The sequence below is a fragment of the Enterobacter sp. fkY84-1 genome (genome assembly GCF_052974705.1).
Genome location: NZ_CP169393.1, coordinates 2,629,389 through 2,651,710 on the forward strand (window position 1 = coordinate 2,629,389; position 22,322 = coordinate 2,651,710).

Genomic DNA, 22,322 nt, shown 5'->3' on the forward strand with positions numbered 1-22,322 from the left:
AGCCCGGCACGCGTGCCGGGCTCGTTTCATCAATCCAGCATCTTACGAATCACATAATGTAAAATGCCGTCGTTCTGGTAGTAGGTCAGCTCGGTTGCCGTATCAATACGGCACCGACAATCCAGCACCTCGGTTTTCCCGTCTGCCCGCGTTAACGTTACCGGCACCGTTTTACCCGGCTGCAGGTTTTGCAGGCCGCTAATATCAATCTGCTCTTCCCCGGTCAGGCCCAGCGTTTTACGCGTCACGCCCTGCGGGAACTCAAGCGGCAGGATCCCCATGCCGATCAGATTCGAACGGTGAATACGTTCGAACGATTCGGCGATGACCACCCGAACGCCAAGCAGGCGCGGGCCTTTCGCCGCCCAGTCGCGGCTGGAGCCGGAACCGTACTCTTTCCCGGCAATCACCGCCAGCGGCGTCCCTTCCTGTTGGTATTTGACCGCCGCATCATAAATCGACACGACTTCCGTCCCCGGCAGATGGCGCGTCATGCCCCCTTCCACGCCCGGCACCATTTCGTTACGAATGCGGATGTTAGCGAAGGTCCCGCGCATCATGACTTCATGGTTACCACGGCGCGAACCGTAGGAGTTAAAATCGCGGCGTTCCACCCCCCGGCTTTGCAGATAGCGACCTGCCGGGCTATCGGCTTTGATGCTCCCCGCCGGAGAGATATGGTCCGTCGTGACAGAATCCCCCAGCATGGCCAGGATGCGCGCGCCGTGAATATCCTTAAGCGGCGCCGGCTCGGCCAGCATCTCATCAAAGAACGGCGACAGACGAATATAGGTCGAGTCATCCTGCCAGCCATAGGTATCCGAACCTGCAACGTTGATGGCTTTCCATTCCGGCGTGCCTTCAAAGACCTCCGCGTACTCTTTGCGGAACATCTCGGTAGAAACCTTCTCAACGGCCAGCGAGATTTCACGTGAAGAAGGCCAGATATCTTTCAGATAGACAGGATCATTCTTACGATCGTGACCAATCGGATCGGTTACCAGGTTGATATTCATGTTCCCGGCCAGGGCATAAGCCACCACCAGCGGCGGCGAAGCAAGCCAGTTGGTTTTCACCAGCGGGTGAATGCGCCCTTCAAAGTTTCGGTTACCTGACAGGACGGCGCCGACCGTCAGGTCACCCTGCTTGATCGCCGTTTCGATAGGTTCAGGCAGAGGCCCGGAATTACCAATACAGGTCGTACAGCCGTAGCCCACGAGGTTAAAGCCCAGCTCGTCCAGGTACGGCGTCAGTTTGGCCTGAGCCAGGTAATCCGACACCACTTTGGAGCCCGGTGCCAGCGAGGCCTTAACCCACGGTTGAGGTTTTAGCCCAAGCTCTACCGCTTTCTTAGCCAGCAGACCGGCCGCCATTAATACGCTGGGGTTGGACGTGTTGGTGCAGGAAGTAATCGCGGCAATCACAACCGCGCCGTCCGGAAGCTGATACTGATGTCCGTTCAGAACATAGTCGACGGGACGATGGTCTTTCTGCGCCACGTTCACTTCAAGGGCATTGCTGTCGGCAAACGCTTTCGGCACGTCGGTCAGCGCAACCCTGTCCTGCGGGCGTTTCGGCCCCGCGAGGCTCGCTTCGACGCTTCCCATATCGAGTTCAAGCGTGCTGGTGAAAACAGGCTCATCGCCCGGATTGCGCCACATGCCCTGCGCTTTGGTGTACGCTTCCACCAGCGCGACCTGCTCTTCGCTGCGGCCGCTTAGGCGCATGTACTCCAGCGTGACGTCGTCAATGGGGAAAAAGCCGCAGGTGGCACCGTATTCCGGCGCCATATTGGCAATGGTGGCGCGGTCGGCCAGCGGCAGTGAATCCAGTCCGTCACCGTAGAATTCGACAAACTTGCCTACCACACCATGCTTGCGCAGCATCTGGGTGACGGTCAGCACCAGGTCGGTGGCGGTAATGCCTTCAGACAGTTTTCCGGTGAGCTTGAAGCCCACCACATCCGGAATAAGCATGGATACCGGCTGGCCGAGCATGGCGGCTTCCGCTTCAATACCGCCGACGCCCCACCCCAGTACCCCCAGACCGTTGATCATGGTTGTATGGGAGTCCGTACCCACCAGCGTGTCCGGATAGGCGACCCACTCTTTATCCTGCAATTCGCTCCAGACGGCTTTACCCAGATATTCAAGGTTTACCTGGTGACAAATGCCGGTGCCTGGCGGGACCACGCTAAACCGGCTGAACGCCTGCTGTCCCCACTTCAGGAAGACGTAGCGCTCGTGGTTACGCTCCATCTCGAGACGAACGTTTTCACCAAAGGCATCGTCATCACCGAAGTGGTCAACGGTCACGGAGTGGTCAATGACGAGGTCAACGGGGGAAAGCGGGTTAACCTTTGCCGTATCTCCGCCGAGACGCTTCACGGCTTCGCGCATCGCGGCTAAATCAACCACGGCCGGAACACCGGTAAAGTCCTGCATCAGCACCCTTGCCGGGCGGTAGGCGATTTCTCTGTCGGCATGGGCCTTCTCAAGCCACCCTGCCAGCGCCTGGATATCATCGAGCGTGACGGATTCACCGTCCTGCCAGCGCAAGAGATTTTCAAGTAAAACTTTCAAGGACTTGGGTAAACGCGAAATGTCCCCAAGCGTTCTGGCAGCCAGCGGCAGGCTGTAGTAGTGCCAGGTTTTATTTTCTGCCTGTAACGTGTCCTTACTGGCTTCGCGTAGGGTTAACGACATAAGCTCCTCCTTAATCACAGAGATGTCCCGACAATCATCAGGGCTGTAATTAAAGATAACACAAAGATGTCGTAACGTTTTGATAACAACCCAAATTGATAAATTTCGGATTGGTCCACAAGGGGGAAACAAAAAACCCCGCCGTAGCGAGGTTTTACAATTTAGTGGAGCGCCAGCCAGATGAGCTGACTCCAGAACAGAATCGACACGGTAAAAACGCCGATCCACGACCAGTATTTGTGAGACGTCATGTTATTCATCATAGGGACACCAGGCATTATTTATAAAAATTCCGAGGTTGTTCCTCAGTGCTATATTGCTGATGTGTATTTATTAAAGAGTACAAAAGTGCAGAGTCGATATTCAGACTATTTGCATCATTACGCAATAAACTAAATTATTGTTTTTTGGGTTCGTCTTCTGCGAACACATCAATAAACGCTTGCTGCTGCGGCGTCAGTTTCCAGGACGCAGGTACAACAGTTGCAGGTGCTTTACGCCCTCTGTGGCCGTTGTCACGATGCTGACACATCTGTTTTACCGAAGCGGTACGTACCGTCACTGCCATATTTAACCCCAATATCTCCAGGCCAGGAGAGCAACAGCCACCCAAAACAAGGCGGAGACGAGAAAGACCGCCAGCCAGGCTTTACGCTTGAGCGCAGGATCCCTTTGCGGTTCTTCACTTCCTGAAGGCATTGCTAACCTCATACAATCGACATCGCTTATCATTTAGGACCAAACAATTGGTACAATTAATCATCTGTTGAGATAAATCCTAAAGAAACTTTAGCCGAAAAGCCAGTGAATTTACGCACCGGGAGGTATGAAATATTCAATCTTTTGACCAGAAATAAATTATTGAAAAGAAAAATTTGCGGAGGCGTAAATTAGTTTCTACTTTTGTCGCCGATTCACGACATTAAAACCTTACAAAGCAAATGGCTAATGACATTATATGGCAGGGAAAGCAGATGATGATAATTCTAATTTAGCTTTGAGGCGTTATTTCGGTATCTTTCCCTGGGGGAAAGATACCGGGTGTGATTATTTTTCGGGGAGTTTGATGTCTTTAAACATCTCTTCAATATCTTCATTTGAGCGTAATGCCACGGCGGTATCCACCACGTCACGCGTTAAATGAGGGGCAAAGCGCTGAATAAAATCATACATATAGCTGCGCAGGAAGGTGCTGCGGCGGAACCCAATTTTTGTGGTGCTATGGCTGAAAACGTCGTGCGCATCAAGACGCACCAGGTCAGGGTCTGACACCGGATCGACCGCCATGCTGGCGATGACGCCCACACCCAATCCAAGCCGGACATAGGTCTTAATCACGTCCGCATCGGTCGCGGTAAAGACAATGCGCGGCGTTAACCCTGCCCGGTTAAATGCCGTATCAAGCTCGGACCGGCCGGTAAAGCCAAACGTATAGGTCACCAGAGGATACTGGGCCAACTCTTCGATAGTGACCGACCCTTTACCCGCCAGGGGGTGATCGGGGGTCACCACAATAGAACGGTTCCAGTGGTAGCACGGGAGCATCACCAGATCGTCATACAGGTGAAGCGCTTCGGTGGCGATGGCAAAGTCTGCATTCCCCTTAGAGACGGCTTCAGCGATTTGCGTTGGCGAGCCCTGGTGCATATGCAACGAGACGCGAGGATAACGCTCGATAAAGCCTTTGATCACGCCGGGTAGCGCATAGCGCGCCTGAGTATGCGTCGTGGCAATATACAGCGAGCCTTTATCCGGCCAGGTATGCTCCCCCGCCACAGACTTAATCGCATCGACTTTAGAGAGGACTTCACGCGCAATGCGGATGATTTCCTGCCCTGCAGGCGTCACCTGAGTAAGATGCTTACCGCTGCGGGCGAAGATCTGAATGCCTAACTCATCCTCCAGCATACGAACTTGTTTGCTGATGCCCGGTTGCGAGGTATATAGCCCCTCGGCGGTAGAAGAGACGTTAAGGTTATGATTCACCACCTCAACAATATAACGAAGCTGCTGTAATTTCATGCCAGACCATCCGATTTAGCGCATGCGGTCATTCGCTTAAGACGATTTAATAATAAGAAACGGGTTAACTATAACCACTATATCATTTATAGCCTGACTGTATAGTACGGAACAAAAAATAATAACAAGGTAATAAAAAAGGGCCGGAAATCCGGCCCTTTTACAGGTAAGTTACGGTTAGGAAAGATTATTTCTTGCCTTCAACCCATTTGCCATCGACAAAGAAGGCTGACCATCCGGTCGCTTTACCCTCTTTCTCTGCCGCAACATACTGCTGCTTTGTTTTACGGCTAAAACGCACCACGGTTTTGTTGCCTTCCGGATCCTGCTGCGGCGCATCGGCCAGATAACGCAGTTTCTCCGGCAGACGATCGCGGAAGCGATATAGCTCTTCCACCAGCGGCGCGCGGGTTTCACGCGATTTCGGGAAGGTGTTGGCGGCCAGGAAGACACCTGCCGCGCCGTCACGCAGCACGAAGTACGCGTCGGATTTCTCACACGGCAATTCTGGCAGCGGAACCGGATCTTCCTTCGGCGGGGCCACTTCACCGTTACGCAGAATTTTGCGCGTGTTTTTACATTCGTCGTTGGTACAGGCCATATACTTACCGAAACGTCCCATTTTCAGGTGCATTTCAGAACCACACTTCTCGCACTCCACAATCGGGCCGTCATAGCCTTTAATGCGGAACTCGCCCTCTTCGATCTCATACCCGTCACACGTTGGGTTATTACCACACACGTGCAGCTTGCGTTTTGGATCGATCAGGTAGCTGTCCATTGCCGTGCCGCATTTTTTGCAGCGGCGCTTGGCACGCAGAGCGTTCGTTTCCGCATCGTCACCTTCCAGCACGTTGAGAACTTCGTTCTCCGGCACCAGGTTGATGGTGGTTTTGCAGCGCTCTTTTGGCGACAGCGCATAGCCGGAGCAGCCCAGGAACACGCCCGTGGTGGCAGTACGGATCCCCATCTTGCGGCCACAGGTTGGGCAGTCGATGCTGGTCAGTACCATCTGGTTAGGCAGCATGCCGCCCTCTTCAGGGTCTTTCTCCGCCTTTTCAAGCTGGTCGGTGAAGTCGCTGAAGAAGCTGTCGAGGACCTTTTTCCATTCCGCCTGGTGGCTGGCAACCTGGTCGAGACTGTCTTCCATTTGCGCGGTGAAATCGTAGTTCATCAGCTCGCGGAAGTTGGCTTCCAGACGATCGGTGACGATCTCACCCATTTTTTCCGCATAGAAACGACGGTTTTCAACACGGACGTAACCGCGATCCTGAATCGTCGAGATAATTGACGCGTAGGTCGACGGACGGCCAATACCGCGTTTTTCCAGCTCTTTTACCAGGGAGGCTTCACTGAAGCGTGCCGGTGGCTTGGTGAAGTGCTGAGCCGGGATCAGCTCAACCAGAGACAGTTCATCACCTTTGTTCACCGCAGGCAGCGTTCGGTCTTCATCACCTTTACGCAGCGCAGGCATCACTTTCGTCCAGCCGTCGAAACGCAGAATACGACCGCGCGCCTTGAGACGGAAATCACCCGCGCCAACGGTCAGCGTGGTGGAGTCGTACTGGGCCGGGGTCATCTGGCACGCCACGAACTGACGCCAGATCAGCTGATACAGCTTCTGCGCGTCGGCTTCCATATCTTTCAGCGATTCAGCCAGCACGGAGACGTCAGAAGGACGAATCGCTTCGTGCGCTTCCTGAGAATTCTCTTTGCTGGCGAACTGGTTAGCGCTTTCCGGCAGGTATTTCTTACCGAAGTTGTCGCTGATGTAGCCACGCACCATGTTGACCGCGTCCTGACTCAGGTTGGTTGAGTCGGTACGCATGTAGGTGATGTAACCTGCTTCATACAAGCGCTGGGCCATCATCATGGTCTTCTTCACGCCGTAACCCAGACGGGTGCTCGCCGCCTGTTGCAGGGTGGAGGTGATAAACGGCGCACCAGGCTTGCTGCTGGTCGGCTTGTCTTCACGTTCCAGCACCTGATAGCGTGCCTTTTCCAGCAGCGCCACGGCGGCCATGGTCTGGTCGCGGTTTTCCGGGCGGAAAGGCTTATCGTTCTGGTGGCTTACCTGCAGCGGCAGAGCGTCACCGCCCGGCGTGGTCACACTGGCATCGACTTCCCAGAACTCTTCCGGCACGAAGGCTTTAATTTCGCGCTCGCGCTCAACGACCAGACGCACGGCGACGGATTGCACACGACCTGCGGACAGGCCACGGGCAATCTTTTTCCACAGCAGTGGAGAAACCATGTAGCCCACAACGCGGTCCATAAAGCGACGCGCCTGCTGGGCGTTAACACGGTCGATGTTTAGCTCGCCCGGCTTCTCAAACGCCTGACGAATCGCATTCTTCGTAATTTCGTTAAACACTACGCGGCTGTAGCGTTTGTCATCACCCCCGATCACTTCCCGCAGGTGCCACGCAATGGCTTCCCCTTCGCGGTCAAGGTCGGTTGCGAGATAGATGTGGTCTGCTTTTTCAGCCAGCTGCTTCAGCTCGTTAACGACTTTTTCTTTCCCTGGAAGCACTTCATATTGTGCATCCCAGTTATGCCATGGGTTAACACCCATGCGGTTGACAAGCGCGCTACGTTCATCCTTTTTAGGCTTTTTAGCCCCTTTGGTGGAGGTAGAGTCTGCGCTCTTTTTGCTGGCTGAGCCACTGGTCGGCAAATCGCGGATATGACCAACGCTGGACTTAACCACGTAGTCATTACCCAGATACTTATTGATCGTTTTGGCTTTTGCCGGGGACTCAACGATGACGAGAGCTTTACCCATATTCACCTTTACCTAATTTAATTCTTCCAGGAATACGCCGCACGTTGATTTCCCTTCCGCTGACGACGAGCCAATGATATTGCGACTGCGTCAGGAGATATCAACCCCTTTGTCTTACCGGGCGTTAAAGAAAAGACGCCCAGGTGATTGAGTTCTCGGGTATTTTTCTCACATCTCGTGTAATTCGTGACGAATTCCCGGTTGAATGTCAAGCAATTCTGTTGCCAGAATGACGAAAGCGCACACTCTACCTGATAAAATTCGTTACGCAACTTTATTAGCATGCAAAAGCAAATCCTGCCAGCCAGGCCCCTGCACCTTATCCCCTCACATTACAGGGAAAATTTGCCCCCAAAGCGCCCTCGGCGTAGACTATTGTCACTGTTTAAGGAGTGGATTATGCAGAATACGACCCAACCTATTGACCGAGCCTCTCTGCTTATCGAAGCAAACAAGCTTATTCGTGACCATGAAGATACGCTGGCAGGCATTGAAGCCACCGGCGTAGAGCAGCGAAATGGCGTGCTGGTTTTCAGCGGTGAATACTTCCTTGATGAACAGGGCTTACCGACCCCGAAAAGCACCGCCGTGTTTAACATGTTTAAATACCTGGCACATACGCTTTCCGAGAAATATCACCTGGTCGATTAACGCAAAACGCGAGGCATAAGCCTCGCGTTTTTGTTTACAGCAGCGGTTTTTGTCCACGCTGTAGCCAGCGGAGCAGCAGGCGGTCCGCGCTTTCTGCCGCACTGTTGGTAAAGCGGTCAAGGAGTCGCTTGCGCTGGGCAAAGCGGACGCCCACCAGTTCCCGGCCTTCCATCAGGTTGAGCAGCAGATCGTCGCTGGTTCCGACTTCATCTACAAGCCCTTTCTCCTGCGCCTGAACGCCGTACCAGTGCTCACCCGTTGCGACCTGCTCAATGTCCAGCGTCGGGCGCATACGGTGCACAAAGTCTTTAAAGAGATGATGCGTTTCGTTGAGATCCTCACGGAATTTTTGGCGCCCTTCTTCCGTGTTTTCCCCCAGCAGCGTCAGGGTGCGTTTGTACTGACCCGCAGTGTGAAGCTCGATATCAATCTCTTTATTTTTCAGGAAGCGGTTAAAGTTCGGGATCTGTGCGACCACGCCGATCGAGCCGATAATCGAGAACGGTGCGGCCACAATTTTGTCCGCCACGCAGGCCATCATGTAGCCACCACTCGCCGCTACTTTATCTACGGCCACGGTCAGCGGGATCTGTTTTTCACGCAGGCGCTGCAGCTGAGAGGCCGCCAGGCCGTAGCCGTGCACCACGCCTCCCGGGCTTTCAAGACGAACAACGACCTGATCCTGCGGCGTCGCCACGGCCAGCACGGCAGTGACCTCTTCGCGCAAAGACGCGACTTCATGCGCATCCATGCTGCCTTTAAAATCGAGCACGTAAACCCGTGGTGTGACCTTATCCTGTGGCGTATTGAGCTTCGCCTTTGCCTTTGCCGCTTTGGCTTCCTGTTTATGCTTTTTCTTCTGCGCTTTGAGCCACAGTTTCTGTTGATGACTGTCAAGCAGCGCCAGAGACATCTCTTCCTGCATCTCTTTATACTGCTCGCTCAGGCGGGTGATGCGTAACTCCCCACGCTGACGCTTGCGCTGCGTCAGGTTGACAATCAGAACGGCAACCACCGCAATGGCAATCACCACCGTCGCGATTTTCGCCAAAAACAACCCATATTGAGAAAGTAATTCCACGCGTTCCACCTTGATTTAACCACGAATCTTTCACGGCAGTGTACAACACCCCCTGCCCATGCGTCTCGCTCGTGACACTACCTCTGCGAGGCGCCTTCAGGAATCCCCGGTCTGGCGTTTAAATATTTGCAAATTGTTAATTTTACAGCAATGCGTCCTGTAGACTGATTGAATTATCAGGCGAATTCGGGCATAAAGCCGAAAAGTCACAAAAGAAGGCGTGTTTAAGTCACCGTGCGCCGAGGAGTCACCTTGCATTATCAACCGCAAAAAAATCTGCTGCAGAACCGCATCATTCTCGTCACTGGGGCCAGCGACGGGATTGGCCGTGAAGCGGCGCTGACCTACGCTGAGTATGGCGCGAGCGTCATTCTGACCGGCCGCAACGAAGAAAAACTTAAAGGGGTGGCGCAGGAGATTGAAGCCGCAGGTGGGATTCCTGCTCGCTGGTACACGCTCGATCTGCTCACCTGCACGCCCGCGTCATGTCAGGAGCTTGCTCACCGCATCAGCACCCATTACCCGCGCCTGGACGGCGTACTGCATAATGCCGGCTTGCTTGGCGAAGTTCGCCCGATGGATGAACAGGATCCCGAGATCTGGCAGGAGGTCATGCAGGTCAACGTCAACGGGACGTTTTTCCTGACCCAGGCACTCCTTCCTTTATTACTCAAATCGGATTCGGGTTCACTGGTGTTCACCTCCTCCAGCGTAGGCCGTGAGGGGCGCGCAAACTGGGGTGCCTATGCCGTATCAAAATTCGCAACCGAGGGCATGATGCAGGTGTTGGCAGAGGAGTACCAGAGTCGCCATCTGCGCGTAAACTGCATTAACCCGGGCGGTACGCGCACCAAAATGCGCGCCAGCGCCTTCCCGACGGAAGACCCGCAGAAGCTGAAAACGCCGGCAGACATTATGCCGCTCTATCTCTGGCTGATGGGCGACGACAGCCGCCGCAAAACCGGGATGACCTTTGACGCCCAGCCGGGCCGTAAACCAGGAATCTCGCAATGAGTGAAGAACGTCATCAGCAGCGCCAGCAGCGGCTGAAGGAACAGGTCGATGCGCGCGTCGCGGCCGCTCAGGACGAGCGCGGGATCGTCATCGTCTTTACCGGCAACGGCAAAGGGAAAACCACGGCCGCATTCGGCACGGCGACACGCGCCGTCGGCCACGGGCAGAAGGTCGGCGTTATCCAGTTTATTAAAGGTGAGTGGCCTAACGGCGAGCGTAATCTGCTTGAGCCTCACGGCGTTGAGTTCCAGGTGATGGCGACCGGATTTACGTGGGACACCCAGAACCGCGAAACCGATACCGCAGCCTGTCTGGCCGTCTGGGAGCACGCTAAAAGAATGCTGGCCGATCCTTCACTCAATATGGTTCTGCTGGATGAAATCACGTATATGGTCGCCTACGACTATTTGCCGCTGGAAGAGGTGCTTAATGCACTGAAAAACCGTCCCGCCCATCAGACGGTCATCATCACGGGGCGCGGGTGTCATCGGGATATTCTGGAGCTGGCAGATACCGTCAGCGAGCTGCGTCCGGTTAAACATGCGTTTGATGCGGGCATCAAAGCGCAAATAGGGATTGATTACTAAAGAAAAAAGCCCGGTGTCTTCACCGGGCTTTTACATTAACCGTTGTTATTACGGCTGCCAGAGCGGCGGTTGCTGCTCACCTGGCTGTGACGCTTCACCGCACGGCGAATCTGGTTCGCCTTCATGCGGCGACGATCTTTTTCCACCGCCACTTTAGAGGTGGTTTCCGGCGTCAGGCCGACCAGCTCGCGCAGGTAGTTGGTCTGGGTCAGATCCAGTTCGGTATAACCCCCACGCGGCAGGCCTTTTGGCAGCAGGATGTCGCCGTAACGGACACGGATCAGGCGGCTAACCTGCACGCCTACCGCTTCCCAGAGACGACGCACCTCGCGGTTGCGGCCTTCGGTCAGGGTCACGTTGTACCACTGGTTGATGCCTTCCCCACCGGTAAATTTGATGGTTTTGAACGCCGCAGGACCGTCTTCCAGCTGAACGCCACGCGACAGGTCGCGCAGTTTATTCTCATCAACCTGGCCGAACACGCGCACCGCGTATTCACGTTCCACTTCACGGCTTGGATGCATCAGACGGTTTGCCAGTTCACCATCGGTGGTAAACAGCAGCAGACCGCAGGTGTTCACGTCCAGACGACCAACGGCAATCCAGCGAGCGCCACGCAGTTTAGGCAGACGGTCAAACACCGTCGGGCGACCTTCCGGGTCATTGCGGGTACACAGCTCGCCTTCCGGCTTGTAGTAAGCCAGCACGCGGCAGATCTGCTCAGCGGACTCTTTCACAGAGATAAGATGACCGTCGATACGGATCTTCAGCCCCGGTACGATTTCTACGCGGTCACCCAGCGTGGCGATTTTACCGTCCACACTCACGCGGCCCGCTTCAATAATGGCTTCGATTTCACGGCGTGAACCGTGGCCGGCACGCGCCAGCACTTTCTGTAACTTCTCGCTCATTGAGCTTCCTCAGGTGTCGCCTTCACAGGCGTCGAATCAGGTCAAAAGAGGGCCGAGCCCTGCTTTGATGGCCGCGTAGTATATCTGCTTATACCATTACAAGAAAGGCTTTACGTCACCCACGCCTTCTCGAATCACTTCCGGTGCATCTTCGGTTAAGTCGACCACGGTGGTCGGCTGCTGGCCGAGATAACCGCCGTGAATAATCAGCTCGACCACCTTCTCCAGACGATCTTTGATCTCTTCCGGATCGGACTCGGTAAACTCGCTGCCGGGCAGCATCAGCGAGGTAGACAGCATTGGTTCACCGAGGGTTTCCAGCAGCGCCTGCGCAATCGGGTTCGACGGCACGCGCATGCCGATGGTTTTACGTTTTTCCTGCAACAGACGACGCGGCACTTCTTTGGTCCCTTTCAGGATGAAGGTGTAGTTGCCCGGCGTGTTGTTCTTAATCAGGCGAAACGCCACGTTATCGACATAAGCATAGGTCGACAGCTCAGAGAGATCGCGGCACATCAGGGTAAAGTTATGGCCGTCCGGCAGCTGGCGAATACGGCAAATGCGTTCCATCGCCCCTTTATCTTCAATTTTGCAGCCCAGCGCGTAGCCGGAATCGGTCGGGTAGACAATCACGCCGCCTTTGCGGACGATCTCCACGGCCTGGTTAATCAGGCGTGGCTGCGGGTTATCCGGATGGATATAGAAAAACTGACTCATACTTCCCTCTCTTCAAATTGCTGCGGCTGTTCCCAGAGCTGCCAGACCGGCTCAACGCCAGCGGGCAGCCAGAGCTTGCGCCCCAGTTCGATCCAGGCGCAGGGCTGATGGAAATCAGAACCCTGTGAGCCAAGCAGGCCGTACTGTCGGGCATAGGTCGCGAGCTGCGCGCGCTCGTTGGGTGCCTGCTGACACTGGGCGACTTCCATCGCCTCTCCACCGTTTTCGGCAAAGTGCGCCAGCAGCCTTTTCAGCCATTTAGCAGAAAGATTATACCGCCCCGGATGGGCCAGCACGGCCTTACCGCCAGAATGATGAATCACATCAATAGCTTGTTTTATTGTACACCACTGTGGCGGAACGTATCCGGTTTTCCCGCGCGCCAGATACTTTTTAAAGACATCCGCCATCGTCGTGGCTTTCCCCGCCTCTACCAGAAAACGGGCGAAATGACCGCGCGTAACTGCCCCGCCGTTCGCCAGCTTTTGCGCACCTTCCAGCGCGCCAGGAATATGTGCCTTTTCCAGACGCTCGCCGATCATCTCTGCGCGCTGGTTGCGGCGCGTTTTTTGTTCTTGCAAAAACTCAATAAGTGCCGGATGGTCTATATCGATGTTCAGGCCAACGATATGAATCTCATGGTTTTCCCAGACGGTCGAAATCTCGACGCCGGACACCAGATTGAGTGCCAGCCCGCAGCGGGCAATCTCGGCGCGCGCTGCCGGAATGGCATCCGTCGTATCGTGATCGGTTATCGCCAGCGTGCCGATGCGCATTTCAACGGCACGATGAACCAGGGCTTCGGGTGTCAGCAGGCCATCAGAGGCCTGAGTATGGCTGTGTAAATCATAAATAATCGCGTAGGTGGTATCGCTCAAAGCACTTCCCATAACAGGTTGAAGACATCCGAAACCGCCATGATACCGACTTAACGTGAAATTCTGAAATCAAGGGTTGACAACACGCCATCGAACTAGTTAACTAGTACGCAAGTTCACACGAGAAAGGTATCTGAAAATGACAGCACATTTCACTCTGCACGGTTGGTGGCGTACTTCCTGATCATCGGGCAGTGTCACGCGTCTGCGAAATGCAAACAGATACCCGCCCGCTACTCAGCGGGCTTTTTTTTGAACAGAATAAATGAGAACACCAACATGCAAACAGCCAAACCCCATCTCGAATTGCTGACCTGCGAGGCGGCCTATCGCCACAACCCGACCGCGCTGTTTCATCAGGTGTGCGGGGCACGCCCGGCAACGCTGCTGCTGGAATCTGCGGACATCGACAGCAAGGACGATCTGAAAAGCCTGCTGCTGGTCGACAGCGCGTTGCGCATTACCGCCTTAGGTGACACTGTCACTATTAAGGCTTTGTCAGACAACGGCGCATCGCTGCTGCCGCTGCTGGATGCCGCCCTGCCTTCAGGCATCGAAAATGAACGTCATCCGGAAATGCGCATTCTGCATTTCCCGCCGGTTAGCCAACTGTTAGATGAAGACGCGCGCCTCTGTTCCCTGTCCGTCTTTGATGCCTTCCGCCTGCTGCAAAACCTGGTCACCGTTCCGCACGATGAGCGTGAAGCGATGTTCTTTGGCGGGCTGTTTGCTTACGACCTGGTCGCGGGATTTGAAGATTTGCCGGAAACCGAGCAGGGCAATCGCTGCCCGGACTATTGCTTCTATCTGGCCGAAACCCTGCTGGTGATCGACCATCAGAAACAGTACACCCGTATCCAGGCCAGCCTGTTCACGCCTTCGACCGCTGAGAAAAACCGTCTTGTGCACCGCATCGCGCAGCTTCAGCAGCAGATGACGGAAGCGCCACCTGCACTGCCGGTACAGCGCGTGGAAAAAATGACCTGCGATGTGAACCAGACCGACGATCAGTACGGTGCCGTGGTTCGCCAGATGCAAAAAGCGATTCGCGCCGGGGAAATTTTCCAGGTTGTACCGTCTCGTCGCTTCTCTCTGCCCTGCCCGTCTCCGCTGGCCGCTTACGACGTGCTGAAAAAGAGCAACCCAAGCCCGTACATGTTCTTTATGCAGGACAACGACTTCACGCTGTTCGGCGCCTCGCCGGAAAGCTCACTGAAATATGACGCCACCAGCCGTCAGATTGAGATCTACCCGATCGCCGGAACCCGTCCACGTGGACGTCGCCCAGACGGCTCGCTGGATCGCGATCTCGACAGCCGCATCGAGCTGGAAATGCGCACCGACCATAAAGAGCTCTCTGAGCACCTGATGCTGGTTGACCTGGCGCGTAACGATCTGGCTCGTATTTGCACCCCAGGCAGCCGCTACGTGGCGGACCTGACTAAAGTCGACCGCTATTCATTCGTGATGCACCTGGTCTCCCGCGTGGTCGGTGAGCTGCGCCACGACCTCGACGTGCTGCACGCCTACCGCGCCTGCATGAACATGGGCACCCTGAGCGGTGCGCCGAAAGTGCGCGCTATGCAGCTGATTGCCGCCGCCGAAGGGCGTCGTCGCGGCAGCTACGGCGGTGCGGTGGGCTATTTTACGGCCCACGGTGACCTCGATACCTGCATCGTCATCCGCTCCGCCTATGTTGAAGACGGTATTGCCACCGTCCAGGCGGGTGCCGGGATTGTTCTTGATTCTGTTCCGCAGTCTGAAGCTGACGAAACGCGCAGCAAAGCCCGTGCGGTCCTTCGCGCCATTGCTACCGCACACCACGCACAGGAGATTTTCTGATGGCTGACATTCTGCTGCTCGATAATATCGACTCCTTTACCTACAACCTGGCAGATCAGCTGCGTGCGAATGGCCATAACGTCGTTATCTATCGTAACCATGTACCGGCGCAGACCCTGATTGACCGTCTGGCCACCATGCAAAACCCGGTGCTGATGCTCTCTCCGGGGCCAGGCGCGCCGAACGAAGCGGGCTGTATGCCGGAGCTGCTGACCCGTATGCGCGGCAAGCTGCCGATTATCGGCATCTGCCTCGGTCATCAGGCGATTGTTGAAGCCTATGGCGGCTACGTTGGCCAGGCGGGTGAAATCCTGCACGGTAAAGCGTCCAGCATCGAACATGACGGCCAGGCGATGTTTGCCGGGCTGCCGAATCCGCTCCCGGTCGCGCGATACCACTCGCTGGTCGGCAGCAACATTCCCGCCGGGCTGACGATCAACGCCTCGTTTGAAGGGATGGTGATGGCGGTACGTCACGACACTGATCGCGTCTGTGGGATGCAGTTCCATCCGGAATCCATCCTGACCTCCCACGGTGCCCGCCTTCTGGAGCAGACCCTCGACTGGGCGTTACAGAAGCTGGAGCAGACCAACACCCTGCAGCCGATTCTGGAAAAACTGTATCAGGCGCAAACCCTGAGCCAGCAGGAGAGCCACCAGCTCTTCTCCGCCGTGGTTCGCGGTGAGCTGAAGCCGGAACAGCTGGCGGCCGCGCTGGTGAGCATGAAGGTCCGCGGTGAAAGCCCGCAGGAGATCGCCGGTGCCGCCACGGCCCTGCTGGAAAATGCCGCCCCGTTCCCGCGTCCGGACTATCCGTTTGCCGATATCGTCGGCACAGGCGGTGACGGCAGCAACAGTATCAATATTTCAACCGCCAGCGCCTTTGTGGCCGCAGCGTGTGGCCTGAAAGTGGCGAAACACGGTAACCGCAGCGTGTCCAGCCGGTCGGGCTCGTCTGATTTACTCGCGGCATTCGGCATTAATCTCGATATGAACGCCGAACGTTCTCGTGAAGCGCTGGATGACCTGGGCGTCTGCTTCCTGTTTGCGCCGAAGTATCACACCGGTTTCCGCCACGCAATGCCGGTTCGTCAGCAGCTTAAAACCCGCACGCTGTTTAACGTGCTCGGCCCCCTGATCAACCCGGCCCATCCGCCGCTGGCGCTGATCGGTGTCTACAGTCCGGAACTGGTCCTGCCGATTGCTGAGACGCTGCGCGTGCTGGGTTACCAGCGTGCCGCCGTGGTGCACAGCGGCGGAATGGATGAAGTGTCACTGCACGCGCCGACGCTGGTAGCCGAACTGCGCGACGGTGAAATCCTGAGCTACCAGTTGGAAGCCGCTGACTTTGGTTTAACCCCGTATCACCAGGAAGCGCTGGCCGGCGGTACCCCGGAAGAAAACCGTGACATTCTGACGCGCTTATTACAAGGTAAGGGAGAGGTTGCCCATGAGGCCGCCGTTGCTGCCAACGTCGCCATGCTGATGCGTTTGCACGGCGAGGAAGACCTTAAGGCCAACGTTCAAAAAGTTCTGGATGTACTGCGCTCCGGTGCAGCTTACGATCGCGTTACCGCACTTGCGGCAAGAGGGTAAAGAATGCAGACCGTTTTAGCGAAAATCGTTGCCGATAAGGCCATCTGGGTGGAAGCCCGCAAGCAACAGCAGCCACTTGCCAGTTTCCAGAACGACGTCGTCCCGAGCAGCCGTCGTTTCTATGACGCCCTGCAGGGTGCGCGCACCGCGTTTATTCTTGAGTGCAAAAAAGCGTCCCCGTCCAAAGGCGTTATCCGTGACGATTTCGACCCGGCGCGCATTGCCGGTATTTATAAGCATCATGCCTCAGCCATCTCCGTGCTGACGGATGAGAAATATTTTCAGGGCAGCTTCGATTTTCTGCCGATCGTCAGCGGCATCGCGCCGCAGCCGATCCTGTGCAAAGACTTTATTATCGACCCGTATCAGATCTGGCTGGCGCGCTTTTACCAGGCTGACGCCTGCCTGCTGATGCTCTCGGTGCTTGACGACGAGCAGTACCGCCAGCTCTCTGCCGTCGCGCACAGCCTGAAAATGGGCGTGCTGACCGAAGTGAGTAATGAAGAGGAGCTGGAGCGCGCGATTGCGCTGGAAGCCAAAGTGGTCGGCATTAACAACCGCGATCTGCGTGACCTGTCCATTGACCTGAACCGCACGCGCCAGCTGGCGCCGCGTCTGGGCTCTGGCGTCACGGTGATCAGCGAATCCGGCATTAACAGCTACGCCCAGGTGCGCGAGCTGAGCCACTTCGCCAACGGTTTCCTGATTGGCTCCGCCATGATGGAACATGACGATCTCAATGCGGCAGTACGTCGCGTGCTGCTGGGTGAAAACAAAGTCTGCGGCTTAACCCGCGAACAGGACGCCCAGGCCGCGTATGAAGCCGGAGCGATTTATGGCGGGCTGATTTTTGTGGATTCCTCTCCTCGCGCGGTCAGCGAAGAGCAGGCGCGTAAGGTCATCGCCGCGGCACCACTCAGCTATGTTGGCGTGTTCCGCAATGCGGATATCGCCGAGGTGGTTGAAAAAGCCGACGCGTTATCCCTGAGCGCAGTGCAGCTTCACGGCGATGAAGATCAGGCCTATATCGATGCCCTGCGCGCCACGCTGGCACCGCAGGTACAGATCTGGAAAGCGCAACGCGTTGACGATACGTTGCCCCCGCGTAACCTGAACCACGTGGATAAATACGTCCTCGATAACGGTCAGGGCGGAACAGGCCAGCGTTTTGACTGGTCTCTGCTGAACGGCGAAAAGCTGGACAACGTCCTGCTGGCGGGCGGATTAAGCCCGGACAACTGTGTAGAAGCCGCGAAAACCGGCTGCGCAGGCCTCGATTTCAATTCAGGCGTAGAGTCCCAGCCGGGTAGTAAAGATGCCAGCAAACTGGCCTCGGTTTTTAAAACTCTGCGTGCATATTAAGGAAGAGAAGATGACGACATTACTTAACCCGTATTTTGGTGAGTTCGGCGGGATGTACGTCCCGCAAATCCTGATGCCCGCGCTGCGCCAGCTGGAAGAAGCGTTTGTGAGCGCGCAGAAGGATCCGGCATTTCAGGCGGAATTTACCGACCTGCTGAAAAACTATGCAGGCCGCCCAACGGCCCTGACCAAATGCCGCAATCTGACGGAAGGCACGAAAACCACGCTGTATCTTAAGCGTGAAGACCTGCTGCACGGCGGCGCGCACAAGACTAACCAGGTGCTGGGCCAGGCCCTCCTTGCGAAGCGTATGGGCAAAACCGAAATCATCGCCGAAACCGGCGCAGGCCAGCACGGCGTGGCCTCGGCGCTCGCCAGCGCCCTGCTCGGCCTGAAATGCCGCATCTATATGGGGGCGAAAGACGTTGAGCGTCAGTCTCCGAACGTCTTCCGTATGCGTCTGATGGGTGCGGAAGTGATCCCGGTGCACAGCGGCTCCGCGACGCTGAAGGATGCCTGTAACGAAGCGCTGCGCGACTGGTCTGGCAGCTACGAAACCGCGCACTATATGCTCGGTACCGCGGCGGGCCCGCACCCGTTCCCAACCATCGTGCGTGAGTTCCAGCGCATGATCGGGGAAGAGACCAAAGCGCAGATCCTCGAAAAAGAGGGTCGCCTGCCGGATGCAGTCATCGCCTGCGTCGGCGGCGGGTCAAACGCCATCGGCATGTTCGCAGACTTTATCGACGACACCCGCGTGGGTCTGATTGGCGTCGAGCCTGCGGGTCATGGTATTGAATCGGGTGAACACGGCGCGCCGCTGAAGCATGGCCGCGTGGGGATCTACTTCGGCATGAAATCCCCGATGATGCAGACCGATGAAGGCCAGATTGAAGAGTCTTACTCTATCTCCGCTGGCCTCGACTTCCCATCCGTCGGACCGCAGCACGCCTATCTGAACAGCACCGGTCGTGCGGACTATGTCTCCATTACCGATGACGAAGCGCTGGAAGCGTTCAAAACGCTGTGCCGCAGCGAAGGGATCATCCCGGCGCTGGAATCTTCACACGCTCTGGCCCATGCGCTGAAAATGATGAAAGACAATCCGGAAAAAGAGCAGCTGCTGGTGGTCAACCTTTCCGGACGCGGTGACAAAGATATCTTCACCGTTCACGATATTCTGAAAGCACGAGGGGAAATCTGATGGAACGCTACGATAACGTATTTGCAGAACTGAAATCCCGCCAGGAAGGCGCGTTCGTTCCCTTCGTCACCCTGGGCGATCCGGGCCCTGAACAGTCGCTGAAGATCATCGACACCCTGATTGAATCCGGTGCCGATGCGCTGGAGCTGGGGATCCCGTTCTCTGACCCGCTGGCGGATGGCCCGACTATCCAGAATGCGACGCTGCGCGCGTTTGCTTCGGGCGTGACGCCAACCCAGTGCTTCGAAATGCTGGCGGCGATCCGTCAGAAGCACCCCACTATCCCGATTGGCCTGCTGATGTACGCCAACCTCGTGTTCAACCGCGGTATCGATGAATTTTACGCCGAGTGCGCACGCGTGGGCGTCGACTCTGTTCTGGTCGCCGACGTGCCGGTCGAGGAGTCCGCGCCGTTCCGCCAGGCGGCGATGCGTCACAACGTCGCCCCGATTTTCATCTGCCCGCCGAACGCCGATGACACACTGCTGCGCCAGATAGCCTCTTACGGGCGCGGTTACACGTACCTGCTCTCCCGCGCAGGCGTGACCGGTGCCGAGAATAAAGCGGCCCTGCCGCTGCATCATCTGGTGGAAAAGCTGGCCGAGTACCATGCCGCGCCGCCGCTGCAGGGCTTCGGGATCTCTTCTCCGGATCAGGTCACCGCGGCGATTGACGCGAAGGCTGCGGGTGCCATTTCCGGCTCTGCGATTGTGAAGATCATCGAGAAGAACGTGGACAAGCCCGAGCAGATGCTGGCCGAGCTGAAGGCGTTTGTGACCGCCATGAAGGCGGCGACGCGTAAAGTCTGACCCCTCCACCGTCTGGCACCCTTGCCAGACGGTTAGCCTTTCTTCCCTTCTTTTACGCCACCATAAACACTGAACCTACCTAAGCCAGTAAAGCAACGTAACAGAACATTAACTTTTGACGATAAAGATGAGTACTTTCTATGCACCAAGTACATAACCACATAAAATATATGGTTTAAGCCATTGATCAAATTTGAAGTTCTTATATTCTACCTTCGTAATGCTAACACCTTGGATAGCGGCTAAAAGAAGTAATCAAAATGCGTAGCGCATAGGGATTTTTTCCTTAAAAAATAATGCGTTGCATTTATGATTTTGTGAAAAGAAAAAACAAATATGAAACATTTTGGCGGCACGTGTCTTATACTTTACAACTCAACGATTAACAAATGTTGTACAATTAAGCTATTGCCGTATTTTTCATCTAAATGAGTTATGGTAAAGTTAATATGCTCTGGATAATAAACGATAATATACAATTTAACCCAGAAACAAAAAAACTGGAGTCATTAAGAAACCCCGATTTAGCTATAACTCTGACTACTCCTGCATCCCGTTGTTTGACTTTGTTACTGGAATCTTATCCTGAGGTAGTTACACAGAAATCTTTCTTCTCTTTTGTCTGGGCTGAAGAAGGGATGCTGGTACCAGCCAATACACTATATCAAAACATTTCTATCGTTCGCCGCGGTCTGAGAGCGGCCGGTGAAACTGACGAATTACTCATACTTACCGTACCCCGTAAAGGTTTTCAGATTGAAAACCGAGTCAAGATCCAAAAGTTAACAAAGGGAATAGATATTTCTGAAAGTCAAAAGAATGATGCATTTCATAGTGTTCCCCCCTCTCCTTCGTTGAGCCTTCCCTTAAATAAGGATATTAAAAAGGCTAATTCAAAGAGAAACGAAAAATATCCTATTCAAATCTATACTTATTTATTGATGGCCATGTCATTCATTCTTGGGATAATGTTGTTACAGTTCCCATGGTTTTACGACACAAGTAAAATGGATTATTTTGATAGCTACACCATGTCAAAAGTCGAAAATGGGTGCCATTATTTCTCTAAAGATGACAATATTGAAAATATTGATATTTTCTCAAAATATAAATCTATGATTATGCAAACGGGTCTGGATTGCAAAAAATATCCCTGGATATACTTTGCTTCGTTCAGTGCCGCTCCTGCATTTTCAGCGTTTGTGTGCAAGAAGCCTTATGGCTCCTCCTCTCAAAGTGATTGTATCACCCTTTATTTCAGAGGTTATGATCAGTGAGCGTTAAATTTAAATACTTAATATGCACCTTGCTATTTGCGGCTGGTGCATTAGTGTCATTTTTTTATACAATTCATAAGAAAAATGCACTTAACAATAATACTTGCTCCACAAAAGCAATACTTTACCATAATGAGATCAGAGCAAACATAAGTCTGGATTACATGTATACATTAAAAAATAAAACAGGCATAGTTACTGTAAGTGGAACATACTACAAGAGCAATAAGTATCTAGGTTCAATCAGGCAGGATGTATCCTACACCTGGACTGAAAACAAGAACAATTTTAACTTCGTATCCACCAGGATAGATAAAATCATTACTAGCAATCCAGTCACGGATAAAGAACTGAGCTATGTTTTACCAGATTTCTACATATATCCAGGGAAACAAATCGCATTCACAATCGTGAATCAAGGCCCTAAAGGATATATATTTACTATTGGAAAGCGCCCATTATTTTTATGTACCATAATCTCCCATAAATAAAATTCCAGCTACTATTCCCTCCCGCGTTACAGTCAGGCGTTGTAAAAATCTTTACGGCGCTTACTTTCTAGAATTTCACTTATATAAACACAAAATCCATAACCATTTAACTCTCTGATTTTAAAAGAATAAAATATAAACAAAAAGTTCTTAAATGTATAGTTAAGAGGATTTAAGGCTATTTAAAATTTCTTTGCTATGAATCCACGAGCCCATATAAGAAAATCTGACCCATGATTTTTATGTCGCTCCGAAAATCATATGAGGATATTGACCTTAGATTGCTTATACATGACCGATCATGGATACCGTAAAGTAGAAACAAACAGAGACTGTGCGAGCATAAATTTCAATGACGCCCGCATGCTGCTTAATGCTTGCCTTCCTAATG

General features: G+C 54.2%; 21 protein-coding genes and 1 other annotated feature. Of the genes, 11 read left to right on the forward strand and 10 right to left on the reverse strand.

What is annotated here, in order from left to right; translation table 11 throughout:
* Positions 1–29: 29 nt before the first annotated feature.
* The 6 genes from acnA to topA form a co-directional block, all read right to left on the reverse strand.
* Positions 30–2,705, reverse strand: coding sequence for an aconitate hydratase AcnA (gene acnA / locus ACEPLT_RS12630; RefSeq protein ID WP_232927569.1), 2,676 nt, complete (start codon positions 2,703–2,705; stop codon positions 30–32).
* A gap of 161 nt (positions 2,706–2,866) precedes the next feature.
* Positions 2,867–2,965 (reverse strand): small membrane protein YmiC, encoded by a 99-nt coding sequence (gene ymiC / locus ACEPLT_RS12635; RefSeq protein ID WP_032623144.1) that lies wholly within the window; start codon positions 2,963–2,965, stop codon positions 2,867–2,869.
* Between the two features lie 137 nt (positions 2,966–3,102).
* Positions 3,103–3,273 (reverse strand): hypothetical protein, encoded by a 171-nt coding sequence (locus ACEPLT_RS12640; protein ID WP_021240301.1) that lies wholly within the window; start codon positions 3,271–3,273, stop codon positions 3,103–3,105.
* A 2-nt stretch (positions 3,274–3,275) separates the two neighbouring features.
* Positions 3,276–3,416, reverse strand: a complete 141-nt coding sequence (locus ACEPLT_RS12645; protein ID WP_213374860.1) for a YmiA family putative membrane protein — start codon at positions 3,414–3,416, stop codon at positions 3,276–3,278.
* Between the two features lie 336 nt (positions 3,417–3,752).
* Positions 3,753–4,727, reverse strand: coding sequence for an HTH-type transcriptional regulator CysB (gene cysB / locus ACEPLT_RS12650; protein ID WP_008502814.1), 975 nt, complete (start codon positions 4,725–4,727; stop codon positions 3,753–3,755).
* A gap of 187 nt (positions 4,728–4,914) precedes the next feature.
* Complete coding sequence (gene topA / locus ACEPLT_RS12655) at positions 4,915–7,512, reverse strand: type I DNA topoisomerase (RefSeq protein ID WP_023292242.1); 2,598 nt, start codon at positions 7,510–7,512, stop codon at positions 4,915–4,917.
* Positions 7,513–7,911: 399 nt separating this feature from the next.
* On the opposite strand from topA, the gene ACEPLT_RS12660 reads away from it, so the two are divergent.
* Positions 7,912–8,163, forward strand: a complete 252-nt coding sequence (locus tag ACEPLT_RS12660; RefSeq protein WP_003856804.1) for a YciN family protein — start codon at positions 7,912–7,914, stop codon at positions 8,161–8,163.
* A 34-nt stretch (positions 8,164–8,197) separates the two neighbouring features.
* Here the strand turns inward: ACEPLT_RS12660 and sohB are convergent, their stop codons facing one another.
* Positions 8,198–9,244 (reverse strand): protease SohB, encoded by a 1,047-nt coding sequence (gene sohB / locus ACEPLT_RS12665; RefSeq protein ID WP_008502812.1) that lies wholly within the window; start codon positions 9,242–9,244, stop codon positions 8,198–8,200.
* A gap of 252 nt (positions 9,245–9,496) precedes the next feature.
* Between sohB and ACEPLT_RS12670 the strand changes: the two genes are divergently transcribed.
* Complete coding sequence (locus ACEPLT_RS12670; RefSeq protein WP_008502811.1) at positions 9,497–10,258, forward strand: YciK family oxidoreductase; 762 nt, start codon at positions 9,497–9,499, stop codon at positions 10,256–10,258.
* On the forward strand, positions 10,255–10,845 hold the full coding sequence (gene cobO / locus ACEPLT_RS12675; protein WP_044596561.1) for a cob(I)yrinic acid a,c-diamide adenosyltransferase: 591 nt from the start codon (positions 10,255–10,257) through the stop codon (positions 10,843–10,845). Before ACEPLT_RS12670 ends, cobO begins: the two co-directional genes overlap by 4 nt.
* Before the next feature lie 35 nt (positions 10,846–10,880).
* Here the strand turns inward: cobO and rluB are convergent, their stop codons facing one another.
* From rluB to rnm, 3 genes are all read right to left on the reverse strand, one after another.
* Positions 10,881–11,756 (reverse strand): 23S rRNA pseudouridine(2605) synthase RluB, encoded by an 876-nt coding sequence (gene rluB, locus ACEPLT_RS12680; protein WP_008502809.1) that lies wholly within the window; start codon positions 11,754–11,756, stop codon positions 10,881–10,883.
* A gap of 96 nt (positions 11,757–11,852) precedes the next feature.
* Positions 11,853–12,473, reverse strand: a complete 621-nt coding sequence (locus ACEPLT_RS12685) for an L-threonylcarbamoyladenylate synthase (protein ID WP_003856793.1) — start codon at positions 12,471–12,473, stop codon at positions 11,853–11,855.
* The gene (rnm, locus tag ACEPLT_RS12690) at positions 12,470–13,351 is read right to left on the reverse strand and encodes an RNase RNM (protein WP_039266532.1); all 882 of its coding nucleotides are present in this window, start codon (positions 13,349–13,351) and stop codon (positions 12,470–12,472) included. The genes ACEPLT_RS12685 and rnm overlap by 4 nt, the downstream gene beginning before the upstream one ends.
* Before the next feature lie 139 nt (positions 13,352–13,490).
* Here rnm and trpL point away from each other — a divergent pair, with 139 nt between their 5' ends.
* The 8 genes from trpL (at position 13,491) to ACEPLT_RS12730 (ending at position 21,931) form a co-directional block, all read left to right on the forward strand.
* On the forward strand, positions 13,491–13,535 hold the full coding sequence (trpL, locus tag ACEPLT_RS12695; RefSeq protein ID WP_106993556.1) for a trp operon leader peptide: 45 nt from the start codon (positions 13,491–13,493) through the stop codon (positions 13,533–13,535).
* Positions 13,512–13,605: a sequence feature (Trp leader region), on the forward strand. (Overlaps the previous gene by 24 nt.)
* Positions 13,606–13,630: 25 nt before the next feature.
* A complete protein-coding gene (locus ACEPLT_RS12700) occupies positions 13,631–15,193 on the forward strand; it encodes an anthranilate synthase component 1 (protein ID WP_063616110.1) in 1,563 nt (520 codons plus the stop codon).
* Positions 15,193–16,788 carry a bifunctional anthranilate synthase glutamate amidotransferase component TrpG/anthranilate phosphoribosyltransferase TrpD gene (trpD, locus tag ACEPLT_RS12705; protein WP_232927566.1) on the forward strand — a complete coding sequence of 532 codons (1,596 nt, stop codon included), beginning with the start codon at positions 15,193–15,195 and terminating at the stop codon, positions 16,786–16,788. The genes ACEPLT_RS12700 and trpD overlap by 1 nt, the downstream gene beginning before the upstream one ends.
* Before the next feature lie 3 nt (positions 16,789–16,791).
* The gene (trpCF, locus tag ACEPLT_RS12710) at positions 16,792–18,150 is read left to right on the forward strand and encodes a bifunctional indole-3-glycerol-phosphate synthase TrpC/phosphoribosylanthranilate isomerase TrpF (RefSeq protein ID WP_008502805.1); all 1,359 of its coding nucleotides are present in this window, start codon (positions 16,792–16,794) and stop codon (positions 18,148–18,150) included.
* A gap of 10 nt (positions 18,151–18,160) precedes the next feature.
* Entirely contained in the window at positions 18,161–19,354 is a 1,194-nt protein-coding gene (gene trpB, locus ACEPLT_RS12715; protein WP_008502804.1) for a tryptophan synthase subunit beta, read from the forward strand.
* Positions 19,354–20,163, forward strand: coding sequence for a tryptophan synthase subunit alpha (gene trpA, locus ACEPLT_RS12720; RefSeq protein ID WP_045352391.1), 810 nt, complete (start codon positions 19,354–19,356; stop codon positions 20,161–20,163). Before trpB ends, trpA begins: the two co-directional genes overlap by 1 nt.
* Positions 20,164–20,612: 449 nt before the next feature.
* The gene (locus ACEPLT_RS12725; protein ID WP_232927807.1) at positions 20,613–21,440 is read left to right on the forward strand and encodes a winged helix-turn-helix domain-containing protein; all 828 of its coding nucleotides are present in this window, start codon (positions 20,613–20,615) and stop codon (positions 21,438–21,440) included.
* Positions 21,437–21,931, forward strand: a complete 495-nt coding sequence (locus ACEPLT_RS12730) for a hypothetical protein (RefSeq protein ID WP_146751431.1) — start codon at positions 21,437–21,439, stop codon at positions 21,929–21,931. Before ACEPLT_RS12725 ends, ACEPLT_RS12730 begins: the two co-directional genes overlap by 4 nt.
* Positions 21,932–22,322 lie beyond the last annotated feature (391 nt).

Bases quoted from the DNA above. Each gene is read 5' to 3' on its own strand.
- trpA (WP_045352391.1), top strand. From the start codon at position 19,354: ATGGAACGCTACGATAACGTATTTGCAGAACTGAAATCCCGCCAGGAA.
- rluB (WP_008502809.1), bottom strand. From the start codon at position 11,756: ATGAGCGAGAAGTTACAGAAAGTGCTGGCGCGTGCCGGCCACGGTTCA.
- trpB (WP_008502804.1), top strand. From the start codon at position 18,161: ATGACGACATTACTTAACCCGTATTTTGGTGAGTTCGGCGGGATGTAC.
- trpCF (WP_008502805.1), top strand. From the start codon at position 16,792: ATGCAGACCGTTTTAGCGAAAATCGTTGCCGATAAGGCCATCTGGGTG.
- ACEPLT_RS12640 (WP_021240301.1), bottom strand. From the start codon at position 3,273: ATGGCAGTGACGGTACGTACCGCTTCGGTAAAACAGATGTGTCAGCAT.
- topA (WP_023292242.1), bottom strand. From the start codon at position 7,512: ATGGGTAAAGCTCTCGTCATCGTTGAGTCCCCGGCAAAAGCCAAAACG.
- ACEPLT_RS12645 (WP_213374860.1), bottom strand. From the start codon at position 3,416: ATGAGGTTAGCAATGCCTTCAGGAAGTGAAGAACCGCAAAGGGATCCT.
- cysB (WP_008502814.1), bottom strand. From the start codon at position 4,727: ATGAAATTACAGCAGCTTCGTTATATTGTTGAGGTGGTGAATCATAAC.
- ACEPLT_RS12725 (WP_232927807.1), top strand. From the start codon at position 20,613: ATGCTCTGGATAATAAACGATAATATACAATTTAACCCAGAAACAAAA.
- ACEPLT_RS12685 (WP_003856793.1), bottom strand. From the start codon at position 12,473: ATGAGTCAGTTTTTCTATATCCATCCGGATAACCCGCAGCCACGCCTG.
- cobO (WP_044596561.1), top strand. From the start codon at position 10,255: ATGAGTGAAGAACGTCATCAGCAGCGCCAGCAGCGGCTGAAGGAACAG.
- ACEPLT_RS12660 (WP_003856804.1), top strand. From the start codon at position 7,912: ATGCAGAATACGACCCAACCTATTGACCGAGCCTCTCTGCTTATCGAA.
- acnA (WP_232927569.1), bottom strand. From the start codon at position 2,705: ATGTCGTTAACCCTACGCGAAGCCAGTAAGGACACGTTACAGGCAGAA.
- ACEPLT_RS12700 (WP_063616110.1), top strand. From the start codon at position 13,631: ATGCAAACAGCCAAACCCCATCTCGAATTGCTGACCTGCGAGGCGGCC.
- ymiC (WP_032623144.1), bottom strand. From the start codon at position 2,965: ATGAATAACATGACGTCTCACAAATACTGGTCGTGGATCGGCGTTTTT.
- trpD (WP_232927566.1), top strand. From the start codon at position 15,193: ATGGCTGACATTCTGCTGCTCGATAATATCGACTCCTTTACCTACAAC.